This window comes from Nonomuraea sp. LP-02, from assembly GCF_036289125.1.
In the GTDB taxonomy this organism is placed as follows: domain Bacteria; phylum Actinomycetota; class Actinomycetes; order Streptosporangiales; family Streptosporangiaceae; genus Nonomuraea; species Nonomuraea bangladeshensis.
Genome location: NZ_JAXCLK010000001.1, coordinates 5,396,355 through 5,412,233 on the forward strand (window position 1 = coordinate 5,396,355; position 15,879 = coordinate 5,412,233).

The 15,879-nt window shown below is 72.8% G+C and carries 12 protein-coding genes; 5 read left to right on the plus strand and 7 right to left on the minus strand.

Going from position 1 to position 15,879, the window contains the following annotated elements:
- The first annotated feature begins 1 nt into the window (after position 1).
- Positions 2–1,654 (plus strand): thiamine pyrophosphate-dependent enzyme, encoded by a 1,653-nt coding sequence (locus tag SMD20_RS24985; protein WP_329585221.1) that lies wholly within the window; start codon positions 2–4, stop codon positions 1,652–1,654.
- A gap of 20 nt (positions 1,655–1,674) precedes the next feature.
- Here the strand turns inward: SMD20_RS24985 and SMD20_RS24990 are convergent, their stop codons facing one another.
- Positions 1,675–2,520, minus strand: a complete 846-nt coding sequence (locus tag SMD20_RS24990) for a bifunctional methylenetetrahydrofolate dehydrogenase/methenyltetrahydrofolate cyclohydrolase (RefSeq protein ID WP_091090386.1) — start codon at positions 2,518–2,520, stop codon at positions 1,675–1,677.
- Between the two features lie 252 nt (positions 2,521–2,772).
- Here SMD20_RS24990 and SMD20_RS24995 point away from each other — a divergent pair, with 252 nt between their 5' ends.
- The 3 genes from SMD20_RS24995 to SMD20_RS25005 are packed head-to-tail and all read left to right on the plus strand — an operon-like array spanning position 2,773 to position 8,893.
- Positions 2,773–7,026, plus strand: a complete 4,254-nt coding sequence (locus SMD20_RS24995) for an NEW3 domain-containing protein (RefSeq protein ID WP_329585225.1) — start codon at positions 2,773–2,775, stop codon at positions 7,024–7,026.
- Positions 7,023–7,985, plus strand: coding sequence for a DUF7158 domain-containing protein (locus SMD20_RS25000; RefSeq protein ID WP_329585226.1), 963 nt, complete (start codon positions 7,023–7,025; stop codon positions 7,983–7,985). Before SMD20_RS24995 ends, SMD20_RS25000 begins: the two co-directional genes overlap by 4 nt.
- A complete protein-coding gene (locus SMD20_RS25005; RefSeq protein ID WP_329585228.1) occupies positions 7,985–8,893 on the plus strand; it encodes an ROK family protein in 909 nt (302 codons plus the stop codon). Before SMD20_RS25000 ends, SMD20_RS25005 begins: the two co-directional genes overlap by 1 nt.
- Positions 8,894–9,024: 131 nt before the next feature.
- Here the strand turns inward: SMD20_RS25005 and SMD20_RS25010 are convergent, their stop codons facing one another.
- The 3 genes from SMD20_RS25010 to purN form a co-directional block, all read right to left on the minus strand.
- Positions 9,025–9,201 carry a hypothetical protein gene (locus tag SMD20_RS25010; RefSeq protein ID WP_177241046.1) on the minus strand — a complete coding sequence of 59 codons (177 nt, stop codon included), beginning with the start codon at positions 9,199–9,201 and terminating at the stop codon, positions 9,025–9,027.
- 143 nt (positions 9,202–9,344) lie between these two features.
- The gene (gene purH / locus SMD20_RS25015) at positions 9,345–10,883 is read right to left on the minus strand and encodes a bifunctional phosphoribosylaminoimidazolecarboxamide formyltransferase/IMP cyclohydrolase (RefSeq protein ID WP_329585234.1); all 1,539 of its coding nucleotides are present in this window, start codon (positions 10,881–10,883) and stop codon (positions 9,345–9,347) included.
- Positions 10,880–11,509, minus strand: coding sequence for a phosphoribosylglycinamide formyltransferase (purN, locus tag SMD20_RS25020; protein ID WP_329585236.1), 630 nt, complete (start codon positions 11,507–11,509; stop codon positions 10,880–10,882). The genes purH and purN overlap by 4 nt, the downstream gene beginning before the upstream one ends.
- Positions 11,510–11,583: 74 nt before the next feature.
- Between purN and SMD20_RS25025 the strand changes: the two genes are divergently transcribed.
- On the plus strand, positions 11,584–12,003 hold the full coding sequence (locus SMD20_RS25025) for a hypothetical protein (RefSeq protein ID WP_329585239.1): 420 nt from the start codon (positions 11,584–11,586) through the stop codon (positions 12,001–12,003).
- A gap of 6 nt (positions 12,004–12,009) precedes the next feature.
- On the opposite strand, the gene SMD20_RS25030 is transcribed toward SMD20_RS25025, so the two are convergent.
- From SMD20_RS25030 to sucC, 3 genes are all read right to left on the minus strand, one after another.
- Positions 12,010–13,647, minus strand: coding sequence for a cell division protein PerM (locus SMD20_RS25030; protein ID WP_329585241.1), 1,638 nt, complete (start codon positions 13,645–13,647; stop codon positions 12,010–12,012).
- Between the two features lie 124 nt (positions 13,648–13,771).
- A complete protein-coding gene (gene sucD / locus SMD20_RS25035) occupies positions 13,772–14,647 on the minus strand; it encodes a succinate--CoA ligase subunit alpha (RefSeq protein WP_329585244.1) in 876 nt (291 codons plus the stop codon).
- A gap of 3 nt (positions 14,648–14,650) precedes the next feature.
- Complete coding sequence (gene sucC / locus SMD20_RS25040; protein ID WP_329585247.1) at positions 14,651–15,832, minus strand: ADP-forming succinate--CoA ligase subunit beta; 1,182 nt, start codon at positions 15,830–15,832, stop codon at positions 14,651–14,653.
- Between the last annotated feature and the right edge of the window lie 47 nt (positions 15,833–15,879).

Genomic DNA, 15,879 nt, shown 5'->3' on the forward strand with positions numbered 1-15,879 from the left:
GGTGGGCACCGTCAGGGAGGCCACGTTCGACGTGCTCAGGCGGCACGGGCTGACCACGATCTTCGCCAACCCCGGCTCCACCGAGGTGTCGCTGCTGACCGGGCTCCCCGACGACCTGCGCTTCGTCCTGGCCCTGCACGAGGGCTCGGTGGTCGGCATGGCGACCGGCTTCGCCCTCGGGCGCGAGGCCCCCGCCCTCGCCGTGCTGCACACCACGGCCGGGCTCGGCAACGCCGTCGGGGCCATCGCCACCGCCCGGGTCAACCGGGCGCCGCTGGTGATCCTGGTCGGGCAGCAGGACCGGCGGCACCTGGCGCTGGAGCCGTTCCTGGCCGGACGGCTCGCCGGGCTGGCCGGCGACTACCCCGTCTGGACGAACCAGCCGGTACGGCCCCAGGACGTGCCCGGAGCCGTCGCGCGGGCCTGCCACGAGGCGGTCACCGGACGCGGGCCCGCCCTGGTCGTGGTGCCGATGGACGACTGGGACGCCGCATGGGCCGAGGACGTCGTCGCCGCGCCCACGCGGGTGGTACGGCCCGCCGGCGTGGCCGACGCCGACCTCGCGCCGCTCGTGACGCTGCTGTCCGGGGCGCGCGCGCCGGCGATCGTGTCCGGGGCGGGGGCGGACTGGGAGTCCCTGGTGACGCTGGCGGAGCGGCTGGGGTGCCCGGTGTTCCAGGAGTCGTTCGGCGGGCGGGCCGGGTTCCCGCAGGACCACCCGCAGTACGCCGGGGTGCTGCCCGCCGACCGGGCGCGGCTGCGGGCGGCGCTGGGGGCGTACGACGTGGTGCTGGCGGTGGGGGCGCCGGTGTTCCGGCAGTACCCGTACGTGCCGGGGCCGCTGGTCGCGCCGGGGACGACGGTCGTGGTCATCACCGACGATCCGTCGGAGGCCCATCGGAGCGCGGCCGACCTGGCCTACCTGGCGGCCCCGTCCGCCACCTGCACCCGCCTGTCAGCCCTCCTCCTCCCCACCACCGCGCCCAACGACTCCGCGACATCGGCCGTCGAGGGTCCTGCGCCAGCTGTCGGGGCCCGTGCTTCGACGCCGGGCCGGGGGGCGGCCGGCATTGGGCTGCCCCCCTTGCCTGCCGCCGGGCGGCCGTTGCGGGCCGCGCACGTGCTGCACGAGCTGGCCCTGCGGCTGCCCGCCGACGCCGTGCTCGTCGAGGAGACCCCGTCCTCACGCCCCGACCTGCACCGGCTCGTCCCCGCCAGGAACCCGCTCGGCTTCGTGTCGGCCGCCATGGGCGGTCTCGGCTTCGCCCTCCCCGCGGCGGTCGGCCTGCGCATGGCGCTCCCCGACCGGCCCGTGGTCGCGGTCGTCGGCGACGGCTCGGCGTTGTACGGCGTGCACGCCCTGTGGAGCGCCGCCCACTACCGGGTGGGCGCGCTGTTCCTGGTGCTGGCGAACGGCCGATACGCGATCATGGACCGCCTGGCCGACCAGCGGGGCGGCAAGGCCCCGTGGCCGCCGTTCACCGAGGTGGACCTGGCCGCCCTGGCCCGCTCGCTCGGCTGCCCCGCCCGCAAGGTGGACGGCCACGCCGAGCTGGTGGCGGCGCTGGAGGAGGTGGTGCCCACGCTGGCCGCCCGCGAGGAGCCCCTGCTGCTCGACGTGAACGTGACCGTCGACCCCGGCTTCCAGCCTTGAGCCGTCCTGAGCGGGGGACGTCAGAGGCGCTCGGCGGCCTCGACGACGTTGGACAGCAGCAGCGCCCTGGTCATCGGGCCGACGCCGCCCGGGTTGGGCGTGAGGAAGCCCGCGACCTCCTCGACCTCGGGCGACACATCACCGGCGATCTTGCCCTCGACGCGGGAGACACCGACGTCGAGCACGGCCGCACCCGGCTTGATCATGTCGGCCTTGATCAGCTCGGGCACCCCGGCCGCGGCCACCACGATGTCGGCCATCCGGGTGTGCGCGGCGAGGTCCTGGGTGCCGGTGTGGCAGAGGGTGACGGTGGCGTTCTCGCTGCGGCGGGTCAGCAGGAGGCCGAGCGAGCGGCCCACGGTGATGCCGCGGCCCACGACGACGACCTCGGCGCCCTTGATCGGTACGTCGTACTCCTGGAGGAGCAGCACGATGCCGTGCGGGGTGCACGGGAGCGGGGCCTCGACCATGTGGACGAGACGGCCGAGGTTGACCGGGTGGAGGCCGTCGGCGTCCTTGGCCGGGTCCATCCGCTCCAGCAGGGCCATGGTGTCGAGGTGCTTGGGCAGGGGGAGCTGGACGATGTAGCCGGTGCACTCGGGGGAGGCGTTGAGCTCGTCGATGGCCGACTCGACCTCGGCCTGGGTGGCGGTGGCCGGCAGGTCGACGCGGATGGAGGCGATGCCGACCTCGGCGCAGTCGCGGTGCTTGCCCGCCACGTAGATCTGGCTGCCGGGGTCGTCGCCGACGAGGATGGTGCCGAGGCCCGGCGTGATGCCGCGCTCCTTGAGCGCGGCCACCCGGGTCGTGAGGTCTGCCTTGATCTTGGCGGCCGTGGCCTTGCCGTCGAGTTTCACTGCGCTCATGCGGCAATCCTTCCATGCCGGGCCCCACCCGCCGCACACCCGCTCCCCTCCGCCGGAACGCCCCGACGGCCGCACGCCCTCGAGGGCCTCGGGCCCTGGCGTCGTCCACAGGGCGCGGGCAGTGCGGTCGGGGTTATCCACAGGCGGCGTATGACATCGTTGTCATGGTCACCACGAGGGCCTAGTGTTACGGGCGCCGGCATGCTCTTCCACCTTCCACCCGGAGGTCCAAGCTTCACCCGGAGGTCCCCCTTGCCTTCCCGCCGCCTGCTCTCCGCCGAGCCGACCGACCTGTTCGTCGGCACCGAGGCCGCCCCGCACCAGGTCCTGCGCCTCACCCTCGCCTCACGGGCCGACCGCGAGGCCGTCCTGGAGCTGCGCGGCGACGGCGTACGGCTGGCGGGCGGAGCGGTCACCGTCCCCGCCGACGCGGTGGGCGTCCTGGAGGTGCCGCTGGAGGTCGCCGTGCCGCCCGGCACTGCGGTGCCCTGCGTGCTGACCCTCGACGGCGAGGAGTCCCTGGAGGTCACGGTCACGGCAGAGGAGCCCGGCTGGACCATGCACCTGATCTCCCACTTCCACTACGACCCCGTGTGGTGGAACACCCAGGCCGCCTACACCAGCCCGTGGGAGCTGCTCTCCGCCGACGCCACCACCAGGCCGCTGTGGGAGCGCAACGCGTTCGCGCTGGTCGAGGCGCACATCGAGCTGGCGCTGCGCGACCCCGACTACCGTTTCGTGCTGGCCGAGGTCGACTATCTCAAGCCGTTCTTCGACACCCACCCCGAGCGCCGCGCCGACCTGCGCGCCCTCATGGCCGAGGGCCGGGCCGAGCTGGTGGGCGGCACCTACAACGAGCCCAACACCAACCTCACCGGCGCCGAGACCACGATCCGCAACCTCGTCCAAGGCATCGGCTACCAGCGCGACATCCTCGGCGGCGATCCGCGCACGGCCTGGCAGCTCGACGTGTTCGGGCACGATCCGCAGTTCCCCGGCTATCTTGCCGCGGCCGGGCTCACCGGGAGCGCCTGGGCGCGCGGCCCGTTCCACCAGTGGGGCCCGATCAGCAAGAACTTCCGCGAGGCCAAGAAGGACGCGGCCCTCATGCAGTTCCCGAGCGAGTTCGAGTGGATCTCGCCGTCCGGGCGGGGCGTGCTCACCCACTACATGCCCGCCCACTACTCCGCGGGCTGGTGGATGGACTCCGCGCCCACCCTGGAGGACGCCTGCCAGGCGGTCTACGACCTCTATCGCTCGCTCAAGCCGGTGGCCGCGACCAGGCACGTCCTGCTGCCGGTCGGCACCGACTACACCCCGCCCAACAAGTGGGTCACCGACATCCACCGCGCCTGGGCAGCCCGCTACGTGTGGCCCCGGTTCGTCTGCGCCACGCCGCGCGACTTCCTGGACGCCGTACGCGCCGAGCTGCCCCGATACAGCCCCCAGACCCGCGACATGAACCCGGTCTACACCGGCAAGGACGTCTCCTACATCGACACCAAGCAGGCCCAGCGCGCCGCCGAGGTGGCCGCGCTGGACGCCGAGCGGCTGTCGGCGTTCGCGGCGGCGCTCGGCCTCGGCCGCTACCCGCACACCGCGCTCGACAAGGTGTGGCGGCAGCTCTCCTACGGCGCGCACCACGACGCGATCACCGGGTCCGAGTCCGACCAGGTCTACATCGACCTGCTGACGGGGTGGCGGGAGGCATATGACCTGGCGGGCGCGGCCAGGGACAACGCGCTCGATGCGCTCACCGGGCAGGTCCGGCTGACCGAGCCGGCTGTGGTGGTGACCAACACGCTGTCGTTCGCCCGCGACGGCCTGGTCCGCGTGCCGCTGCCGCCGGGGCACACCGTGGCCGGCCCGTCGCCGGAAGGTCCAGAGGAGCCGGCGGATTCGGAGGAGGTGCCGGCCGTCGCCGAGGACGGCACGCTGACCTTCCTGGCGCGGGACGTGCCGTCGCTGGGCTGGCGGACGTACCGGGTGGTCGAGGGCTCGCCCCCGGCCTGGCGTCCGCTCGACGGCGCCACCATCGAGAACGACCGCTGGCGGGTGAGCGCCGACCCGGCCAGGGGCGGCGCGCTGGCCTCGGTCGTCGACCTGTCCACCGGGCGCGAGCTGCTCACCGGGCTCGGCAACGAGCTGCGTCTCTACCACGAATACCCGACCCATCCCGACATGGGCGAAGGTCCCTGGCACCTCATCCCCACAGGCGCGGTCACCGGGTCCGGCGAGACCGCCGCGCGGGGCGTCCACGCCGAGCAGAGCCCGCTCGGCAGCCGCCTCACCGTGACCGGCCAGGTCGGCGAGATCGCCTACGAGCAGGTCGTCACCCTGCTGACCGGCTCCGACCGCATCGACTTCACCACCCGCGTCCTCGACCACACGGGCGCCGACCGCCTGCTGCGGGTGCGTTTCCCGGCCTTCGTCGAAGGTGCGCTGCCGGTGTCCGACGTGGCGGGGGCGGTGGTGAGCCGCGGGTTCGCGCTGCCCGACGTCGACTCGGCCGAGCACCCCTGGACGCTCGACAACCCGGCCAACACCTGGTTCGGCCTGTCCGCCACGGCGAAGGTCGACCTCGGCGAGGCGGGGGCGCGGGCGCTGGGCGTGGCCGAGGTCGTGGTGCCCGACGCCGCCGACGCCCCGGCGGCCCGCGACCTGGTGGTGGCCCTGGCTCGGGCGGGCGTGACGGCGACCACGTCCACCGCGCCCGGCACCCGCTACGGCTGGCTCGACGTCGACTCCAACCTGCCGGACGTACGCATCGTCCTCGGCGGTCCCGACACCAATCCGGTGGCCGCCGAGCTGCTGGACCGCGCCGACCCGGCCTACCTCGACGCGCTCAAGTCCGGCGCGCCCCGGGTCTGGATCCCGGCCGAACGGCCGCTCGCCGAGGTCTGGCAGCCCAGCGCCGACCTGCGCGACCTGCGTGCCCTGCCCGCGCTGATCGTCGCCGGCCCGGTCGGCGACCTGGTGGCCGACCTCGCCGACGCCACGATCGAGGCCCTGTGCCCGCTGGGCGCCGAACGCCTCGATCCCCGCACGGTCGCGCTCCTCACCTACGGCCTGCCCGGCTTCGCCGTCGATCCGTCGGGGGCGCTGCACCTGTCGCTGATGCGGTCGTGCACGGGCTGGCCGTCGGGCATCTGGCTCGATCCGCCGCGCCGTGCCACTCCGGACGGCTCCGGGTTCCAGCTTCAGCATTGGACGCATGAGTTCGCGTACTCGCTGGTGGCGGGCGAGGGCGACTGGCGCGCCCTGCACCTGCCCGCCCGGGGGCAGGAGCACATCACCCCGCTGCTCCCCCGCGTCCTGGGCCCCCAGGACGGCCCCCTCCCCCAGGCCCACTCCCTTCTGACCATCACCCCGCCACGCAACGTCCTGCTGAGCACCCTGAAAGCCACCGGCAACCCCCACGCCCACGGCCACCTCCCCGACCCGACCCTCCCCTCAACCACCGCCACCGCCCCTGCCTCCCCCTCTGGGGGCAGTGTCACCCTCCGTCTGATTGAGTCCACGGGGCTCGGGACCCAGGTCACGCTCAGCTCCCCGGTCCTCCCCCTCGACGCCCTCACCCCCGCCGACCTGCTCGAACGCCCCGAAGCTCGCGAGGACGCCGGAAACCCCGTTCGCGACCTCACCCTGACCGGCTTCGAGGTCGCCACCTACCTGACCCCTGCGCCACCCTCACCGCCCGAAGCGCCCGACCTCGGCGCCACAGCCGAACGCGCCCAGCCCGTCTACAGCCGCTACTGGCTGCACAACAAGGGTCCGGCCCCGCTCGGCTACCTGCCGATCGCCGTGTCCGTCACGCCGGGCCTCGTCCCCACCGCGAGCGAGCCGTTCGAGGTGGAGGTGGTTCTCTCCTCCCAGCTCACCGCCGACAGCCACGAGGGCGTGGTGGACCTCCGGGTCCCCGGCGGCTGGGCCGCCACCCCGTCCCGGCGTCCCTTCCGGCTTCCTCCCGGCGGCCACCTACGCTTCCCGGTGACCGTGACCCCGCCCGCGTCCCCCGCCATCGGCCTGCACTTCATCTCCGCGCGCACCACCGTGGGCGATCAGCTCATCGAGGACGTCACCACCGTCGCCGTCGGCGACGACCTCCCCGAGCTCCCCGTTCCCGGCCCGCCGCCGTCCACGGGCGACGCCCTCGGGGGCACCACCGCCGACGACGCCCGGCCCACCGGCCTGTCCGTCACCCCGGTCGCGGACGCCCTCAGCCTGCGCCCCGGCGACCGCGCCGCCCTCACGCTCCGGCTGCGCAACTCCACCGCCGACGAGATTCGCGGCGAGGCGCAGCTCGCCTCCCCTTGGGGCACCTGGTCCCTGCTCCCGGAGGTCATCCAGGGGTTCGCCGTGGGGGCCGGCGAGACGGCCGAGGTGTCGTTCCCGGTCCAGGTCCCCGTGGACGCGCCGGTCGGCCACGCCTGGGCCCTGGCCAAGGTCATGTGGTACGGCCGCTGCCAGTACACCCCGGCGATCCGCCTGGAGGTGACCCGATGACCTCCCACTCGCAGGCCCAGCCGCTCGCCGCCCCCACGGCTCCTCCTCCCGTGGACGTGCCCCGTCCTCCCGCGACGGGAGCGGCCGCCGCGCCCGGCGTCGGTCAGGTGATGGGCTGGGTCGGCGGTCGTCCGGTCCCGCGTGAGCTCCTCGACCGCCGCATCGCCGACCTACGGCACGGCCCGCTGAAAGCCGCCCTTCCCTCGCCTGGCACCGCTGAGGCCCGCCAACTGGCCAGGTGGTTGACCCAGGTCGTCCTGACCGAGGTCCTGTGCGAGACCACTGCCAGGGCCGAAGGGCTGGCTCCCCTCGAAGGCCCGCCGCTGGACCGCCTGGCGGCCGTCGAACTGGGCTCGATCAACGCCGCCGCCTACAACGGCAGCCCTTGGGTGCGCGCCGTGTTCGAGCACGTCACCAGGGCCACCGCGGTTCCCGCCGAGTGGCGGCCCCGGCCGTCCCGCCCGACCGCCGGCACCCACAACGTACGCCACCGCCTGTTCTCGGATCGCGCCGCCGCGGAACGCGCCACCGCCGACGACCTTGAGTCACTCGGCCAGGTGGACCTCGCCTCGCTGCCGGCCGCCCTCGCCGAGTCCCTCACCAGCCACCCGTACGGCACTCTGGTCGGCCCGGTCCAGGACAGGTTGGGCTGGCACGTAGCCCTCGCCACACCGGGCCCCGCCTCCACCGGCCGATCAGCTCCAGCCGCCACAGCACCACCACCGTCTCCGACACGACCGCCGGATGAAGGGGAAGTGATCCCACCGATGCCAGAATTGCCGCAGCCACAGCAGCGACCACGTTCGCCACAGGCCGCTTCCGCTGATCTTCTGCAGGCCGCCCGCCGGAGAACCTTCGCCAGGTGGCTCGACCGGATGCGTGCCGAGAAGGTCGCGCTGGTGCCCGGACTGGAACACCCTGGCGACCCTCGCCAGCCCGACAACCATCACAAACACTGATGACCTACGTACTCGCCATTGACATCGGAGGGACCAAGCTCGCCGCCGCGCTAGTGGACGAGGAAGGGTCCGCGTTGCGTTCCGGCACCCGGCCTACGCCGCGTACGGACGTCATGACCGCCTTGGCGGCGCTGATCGAGGAGGTGACCGGCGACGGGCCGCCGGCGGTCGCCGTCGGGGTCGGGTGCGCCGGGCCGCTGGATCTCGCCACCGGCACCGTGAGTCCGGTCAACATGCCGAGCTGGCGTGGGTTCCCGCTGCGCGACGAGGTACGGAAGGCGACGGACCTGCCCACGGTGCTGGCGGGCGACGCGCAGTGCTTCGCGCTCGGCGAGCACTGGCTCGGCGCGGGCCGGGGCAGCAAATCACTGCTCGGGATCGTCGTGTCCACGGGCATCGGCGGCGGCCTCGTGATCGACGGCGCTCCGCTTCTCGGTCCCACCGGGAACGCCGGGCATGTCGGGCATATGAGCATCGACCCGTACGGCGAACGCTGCACGTGCGGCGGGCGCGGCTGCGTCGAGCACTATGCCAGCGGCCCCAACCTCGTCCGCTGGGCCCTGGCCAACGGCTGGATCCCCGAGGACGACCCGACGAAGGCGGATGCGCGGCTGCTCGCCGAGGCCGCGGTCGCCGGTGAGCCTGTGGCGGTGGCCGCGTTCGAGCGCGGGGCCCGGGCTCTGGCCGGGATGATCGCGTCCACGGCGGCGGCGGTCGAGGTCGGCACCGTGGTCGTCGGAGGGGGTGTGTCGGCGGCGGGGAAGGTGCTGTTCGAGCCGTTGGAGCGGGCACTCGATGACGTGGCGGGGCTCGCCTTCGTCCGGGCGGTGCAGGTAAGGCAGAGCACGCTCGGCGTCCGCGCCTCACTGGCCGGCGCCGCGAACCTGGCCTGGCAGACCTTCACCTGAACGACGAATGCCCACGGACGTCGGCCTACGAAACGGCCGACACGGGATGAGGGACGCGCGGCGCCTGATCCTGGACTCCGGGTGCCGCCTGACCCGCCGTCGCGGCTCAGGGCCGCGGGAATGCGGGCGGGTCAGTCGCGGTTGGCGAAGCGGGCCTCGCGGCGTTCGATGATGCGGCGGGTGAACGGCACGATCTCCACGACACGCATGCCGAGATAGGCGCCGGCGAAGGCGAAGACCAGCAGGACGAAGGGGCTGGTCGCCACGCCGTTCAAGGTGACGAAGGCCTGCAGCATCGTGTCGAGCAAGGGTTACTCCGGAGACTCGATGGGTAGAGTAGCGGGTTTTAGGCTAACCGCTCATGACCGATGCTTGCCCCGGAAATTGCCAAAAGGCGGCATGATCGCCTCATGCCGCCCTTTAGTAGATCATGTCGCCCGTTCGGGGACGATCAGTGGAAGAAGTGGCGGGCCCCGGTGAAGTAGAGGGTGATGCCGGCCTTCTCGGCGGCCTCGATGACCTGGTCGTCGCGGATGGAGCCGCCGGGCTCGACGATCGCCTTCACCCCGGCCTCGGCCAGCACCTCCAGCCCGTCGGGGAACGGGAAGAAGGCGTCGGAGGCGGCCACCGAGCCGCTCGCGCGCTCACCCGCGCGGGTGACGGCGAGGCGGCAGGAGTCGACGCGGTTGACCTGGCCCATGCCCACGCCCACGGTGGCCCCGTCGTCGGCCAGCAGGATGGCGTTGGACTTCACCGAGCGGCAGGCCCGCCAGGCGAACTCCAGGTCGGCCAGCACCTCGGGCGAGGCCGGCGCGCCGGCCTTGAGCTCCCACCGGTCGGCCGCGTCGCCGGGGGCGTCCACCCGGTCCACCGTCTGCACGAGCAGGCCGCCGTCCACGCGGCGGAACTCGGTCGGCGCGGACGGGCCCTCCGGGCAGGCCAGCAGGCGCAGGTTCTTCTTCTCGCGCAGCACGTCGAGGGCCTCGGCGTCGTACGCGGGCGCGATGACGACCTCGGTGAACACCTCGGCGATCTGGCGGGCCAGCTCGACGGTCACCGGCCGGTTGACGGCGATCACGCCGCCGTACGCCGACACGGGGTCGCAGGCGTGCGCCTTGCGGTGCGCCTCGGCGACGTCGGCCCCGACGGCGATGCCGCACGGGTTCTGGTGCTTGATGATGGCCACGCACGGGTCGGAGAAGTCCCAGGCCGCCCGCCAGGCGGCGTCGGAGTCGAGGTAGTTGTTGTAGGACATCTCCTTGCCGTGCAGCTGCTCGGCGTCCGCGAGGCCGCCCGTGCCGCCGCTGTAGAGCGCGGCGCTCTGGTGCGGGTTCTCGCCGTAGCGGAGGGTGGCCTTGCGCTCGTACGCGACCCCGGCGAAGACGGGGAACTCCTCCCCGCCGTACGTCTGCCCGAACCAGTTGGCCACGGCCACGTCGTAGGCGGCCGTGTGCGCGTACGCGATGCCGGCCAGCCGACGCCGCTCGGTCAGCGTGAAGCCGCCCTCGCCCAGCGCCTTGAACACCTCTCCGTAGGAGCCGGGGTCGACCACGACGGCGCAGGTGCTGTGGTTCTTGGCCGCGCCGCGGATCATCGCGGGCCCGCCGATGTCGATCTGCTCGACGCACTCCTGGTCGGCGGCGCCGGAGGCCACCGTCTGCTGGAACGGGTAGAGGTTGACCACGACGAGCTGGAACGGGTCGATCTCCAGCTCTTCCAGCTGGGCGACGTGGCTGGGCTTGGTCATGTCGGCCAGCAGCCCGGCGTGCACGCGCGGGTGCAGGGTCTTGACCCGCCCGTCCAGGCACTCGGGGAACCCGGTCAGCTGCTCGACCTTGGTCACCGGGATCCCGTACGACGCGATCGCGGCGGCCGTGCCACCGGTCGAGACGATCTCCACTCCGGCGCCGTCGAGGGCCCTGGCCAGTTCCTCGAGGCCGGACTTGTCGTAGACGGCGATCAGCGCGCGCCGGATGGCGATGCGAGTCACGTGGATTCCCCTCCTGATTGGTTGCCGATGCGGACGGTGCGTCCGCTGACCGTCCAGCCCTCGCGGGCCATGCGGCCGACGATGTCGACGAGCAGGCGGCGCTCGACGGTCTTGATGCGCTCGTGCAGGACCGCCTCGTCGTCGTCCGGGAGCACGGGCACCGCCTCCTGGGCGACGATGGGACCGGTGTCGACCCCCTCGTCGGCCAGCATGACCGTGCAGCCGGTGACCTTGACCCCGTGGGCCAGCGCGTCGCGCACGCCGTGGGCCCCGGGGAACGACGGCAGCAGTGCCGGATGCGTGTTGAGCACGGGAAAAGCCTGGAGCGTGGGCGTGCCCAGGATCTTCATGAAGCCCGCCGACACCACCAGGTCGGGCTCGTACGCGGCGATCCTGGCCGCGATGGCCGCGTCCCAGTCGGCGCGCGTCGGATGCTCGCCCAATTTTTCGACGAAAGTCGGGACTTGTGCCCTGGTAGCCCTGGCCAGCCCTTCGATTCCCTCCCTGTCGGCACCGACCGCTACCACGCGAGCACCGTACGCCGGGTCGGCGGAAGCGTCCAGAAGGGCCTGTAGGTTGGTTCCAGAGCCGGAGACGAGGACGACGAGCCGCCCAGCCTTTGACACGCATACTCCAATGAGGAAACAGGGTGGGGCTGCCAGGGTATCTGTTCCTGGTCCGGCGACGCAGAGGAGGTCAGGTGTCGACACCGGTGCAGGCACCGGCAGGCCAGCAGCCCGCCGAGTCGGCGGGACGCCGCGCGATCTGGTTGGCGATCGCGGCGCTCGCCATGACGTTCATGTTGCCGCTGGCCGGTCTGGTCATGGCGCTGTTCGCGCTCGTGGCGGGCCTGCGGGCGCTGCCACTGCTCAGGGGGGCGGGCAAACCCACGGGCGCGGCCGTCGGCGGGATCACCGTGTCCTCCATCGCGCTGGTGCTGTCGGCCCTGGCCACGGGCATGCAGCTCTACCTCATGAACGAATACTCCGCCTACCAGGAGTGCATGAAGGGCGCGACCACGGTCTCGTCGCAGGGTGAGTGCTTCGCCCAGTTCAGGGAGGCGGCCCAGCGCAAGCTGCCGCCCGACGTGCTGGAGCTCCTGGGCACCATGCAGACCTGAGCCCGCTCAGTCGCGGTCCCAGGCGTACGGGTCCACGTAGATGACGTGGCCGCCCCGGTCGTCGGACTCGTCCACGATGTCCTTGCGGGCCGGGCGGGACCGGTCGGGGCTCGGCTCCGGCAGGCGCGGCCTGGCCTGGGCCAGGGTCTCGGCCTCCGCCGTGGCGTGCTCGTCCTGCCAGTCGTCCCTGATGACCGGGATCTCCTGGGTGTCGGCCTCGGTGGCGTCCATCCAGTGGCCGGGCAGCGGGCGCGGATCGGCCTCGGCGAGGCCGACCTTGCTGGCCGCCTTGGCGATCGCGGCCCCCGCCTTGCGCACGGGCACGGCGGCCTTGTCCAGCGGCGTACGGGCGCGCTTGCTGAGCAGCAGCAGGTTGGTCACGCCCGCGGAGATCCCGGAGGCGACCCCGACCTCCAGCGCGACCGACAGCGCCACCTCCCAGGGCGAGGGGCCCACCGTGGCGAGCCGGCCGCCGCCGATCGGGCCGCCGGACAGCGCCGCCAGCACGCCCGCGACGACGCCCGCGGAGACGCCGGTGAGGAACCCCCAGAGCGGCGCGGCCTCGTACGACGGCGACGGCGAGATCCGGGCCACGAACACCCCGGCCACCGCCCCCGCCGCGAACGGCAGCGCGATCACCGCCATCATCCACGCCGGCACCGGCCCGCTCTCCGGCAGCGCGCCCAGCAGCGGCAGGCTCGGCACCGTGCCGAGCTGCACCCCGGTGGGCGCGACCAGGGTGTCGGCGCCGATCGCGAACCCGGGTCCTGAGATGTACGACGAGGCCCAGATGACCGCGTTCAGCAGGTAGAGGAGCTGGAGCAGCGCCAGCAGCACGCCGCCCACGAACCCGGGCGACAGGACGTCGGAGAGCTGCTTGACCTGGCCGAAGTTGAGCACGACGGCGACCAGCACCAGGACCAGCCCGGCCACCAGCAGCAGCGCCGTGGCGACCGCGGTGCCGACGGTCAGCGCGCGCACCCGCTCGGGCAGCAGCCGCAGCATGACCCGCCACGGCCCGATCATCCGCGCGGTGGCCAGCGCCCCCGCGAGGAACGCCAGCACGAAGTGGCTGAGCAGCACCTCGCCGAGGAACGGCTGGGTGATCTCGTTGCTCGCCACGAGCGCGATCAGCCCGGCCAGCAGCGCGTAGGGGGCCGCGAGCGACACCCCGGCCTGGGCGACCAGCACGAGCTGCGCGCGGCGGCGGGCCCTGGCCTGCTCGCGGGGGCTGTTCTTGGGCAGCCGGGCGGGCAGGCGCAGCCGCAGGTCGGCGTCGCGGGCCATCCACCGCCCGGCCCGGTAGAGCAGCATGGCGGGCAGGATGGTGAGGCCGAGCGGCAGCAGCCCGACCCGGCCGCCGGGGATGGCGAACCCGGCGTGGTGGGCGGCCAGCCAGAGCTGCGCGGCCGTACGGAAGACGCCCGGCAGGCCCGCGCCCATCGCGCCACGCGGCGCGGCGATCCAGCCGACCAGGGTGAGCGTGGTGAGGGCGGCCAGGCCGACCCCGAGTGTGCAGGCGGCGGCCAGCATTCCCGAGACCGGCAGCGGCCTGCGGGTCTCGTCGTCGTCGCCGGAGACCCCGGGGAGCTTGCCGAGGACCGAGCGGGGGGCAGTCCGCAGCTGGTCGAGAATCGCCGTCACAGTAGGCGATTTTCTCAATCTTTCCCAACCAAAGCTTGGTTGACGCGCCGCCGATCGCCATTTACCTCAAAGCACCCGTGACCCGCGCCGGCGACACGGCTTCCGTGCCGCCGGCGCGAGAAGGTCAGCGGGACTGCATGACCTCGCGCATGAGGCGGGCCGTCTCGGAGGGGGTCTTGCCGACGCGGACGCCGACCTTCTCCAGGGCCTCCTTCTTGGCCTGGGCGGTGCCGGCCGAGCCGGACACGATGGCCCCGGCGTGGCCCATGGTCTTGCCCTCGGGCGCGGTGAAACCGGCCACGTAGGCGACGACGGGCTTGGTGACGTGCTGCTCGATGTAGGCCGCGGCCCGCTCCTCGGCGTCGCCGCCGATCTCACCGATCATCACGATGGCGTCCGTGTCGGGGTCGTCCTGGAACGCCTGGAGCGCGTCGATGTGCGTGGTGCCGATGACGGGGTCGCCGCCGATGCCGACGCAGGTGGAGAAGCCGATGTCACGCAGCTCGTACATGAGCTGGTAGGTGAGGGTGCCGGACTTGGAGACCAGTCCGATGCGGCCGGCGGTGGTGATGTCGGCCGGGATGATGCCCGCGTTGGAGGCGCCGGGGGAGGCGATGCCGGGGCAGTTGGGGCCGATGACGCGGGTCTTGTTGCCCTTAGCGACGGCGTAGGCCCAGAACTCGGTGGAGTCGTGCACCGGGATGCCCTCGGTGATGACCACGCAGAGCGGGATCTCGGCGTCGACGGCCTCCTTGACGGCGGCCTTGGCGTGGGCCGGCGGCACGAAGACGACCGACACGTCGGCGCCGGTCTGCTCCATGGCCTCCTTGACCGTGCCGAACACCGGCAGGCCCTCGTGGGTGATGCCGGCCTTGCGGGCGTTGACGCCGCCGACGACCTTGGCGCCCGAGGCGAGCATGCGGCGGGTGTGCTTGGTGCCCTCACCGCCGGTCATGCCCTGGACGATGATCTTGCTGTTCTCCGTCAACCAGATGGCCATAAGTCACGCACCTACCGCAGCGAGCTCGGCGGCACGCTTGGCCGCTTCGTCCATCGTGTCCACCAGCTCGACCCGCGGGAGCGCGGCGTCGGCCAGAATCTGCCGCCCGAGCTGGGCGTTGTTGCCGTCGAGGCGGACCACCAGGGGGTGGGTCACGGCCTCGCCGCGGCTCTCCAGCAGCTTGAACGCCGCGACGATGCCGTTGGCGACGGCGTCGCAGGCGGTGATGCCGCCGAAGACGTTCACGAAGATCGACTTGACGTCGGGGTCGGAGAGGATGATCTCCAGGCCGGCCGCCATGACCTCGGCCGAGGCGCCGCCGCCGATGTCGAGGAAGTTGGCCGGGGAGGGCTTGCCGGGGAACGCCTCGCCCGCGTAGGCGACGACGTCGAGGGTGGACATGACCAGGCCCGCGCCGTTGCCGATGATGCCGACGTCGCCGTCGAGCTTGACGTAGTTGAGGTCCTTCTCCTTGGCCCGCGCCTCCAGCGGGTCCTCGGCCGCCTTGTCGGCCAGGGCCTCGTGGTCGGACTGGCGGAAGGCGGCGTTGTCGTCGAGCGTGACCTTGCCGTCGAGCGCCTTCACCTGGCCGTCGGCGGACAGGATCATGGGGTTGACCTCGACGAGCGTGGCGTCCTCGTCGACGAAGCAGTTCCAGAGCTTCTCGATGAGCTCGGCGGCGCCGTCGAGCGCCCGCTCCGGCAGGCCGCCGGCCTGCGCGATCTCGCGGGCCGTGGCCCGGTCGACGCCGTCCAGCGCCGAGACCGGCACCTTGGCGACCTTCTCCGGGGTGTTGTGGGCGACCTCTTCGATGTCCATGCCGCCGGCGGCGGAGCAGATCGCGAGGAAGGTGCGGTTCGCGCGGTCGAGCAGGAAGGAGAAGTAGTACTCCTCCGCGATCGCGCTGGCCTCCTCCACGAGCACCTTGTGGACCGTGTGGCCCTTGATGTCCATGCCGAGGATGGCGGTGGCCTTACCGACGGCGTCGGCGGCGTCGTCGGCCACCTTCACACCGCCGGCCTTGCCCCGGCCACCCGTCTTGACCTGGGCCTTGACAACGACGCGGCCGGTCAGCTCCTCGGCCGCCGCCCGCACCTCCTCCACGGTGTTGGCGACGATGCCGCGCGGCACCGGGATGCCGTAGTCAGCGAAGAGCTCCTTCGCCTGATGTTCGAACAGGTCCACGAGGGTCCGTCCTTGCTTATCCGACTGATGTTCGACGGCCCGGGCAA

Coding starts and splice junctions, on each gene's coding strand:
- SMD20_RS24990 (WP_091090386.1), bottom strand. CDS start 2,520: ATGAGCGCAGTGAAACTCGACGGCAAGGCCACGGCCGCCAAGATCAAG.
- SMD20_RS25000 (WP_329585226.1), top strand. CDS start 7,023: ATGACCTCCCACTCGCAGGCCCAGCCGCTCGCCGCCCCCACGGCTCCT.
- SMD20_RS25005 (WP_329585228.1), top strand. CDS start 7,985: ATGACCTACGTACTCGCCATTGACATCGGAGGGACCAAGCTCGCCGCC.
- sucD (WP_329585244.1), bottom strand. CDS start 14,647: ATGGCCATCTGGTTGACGGAGAACAGCAAGATCATCGTCCAGGGCATG.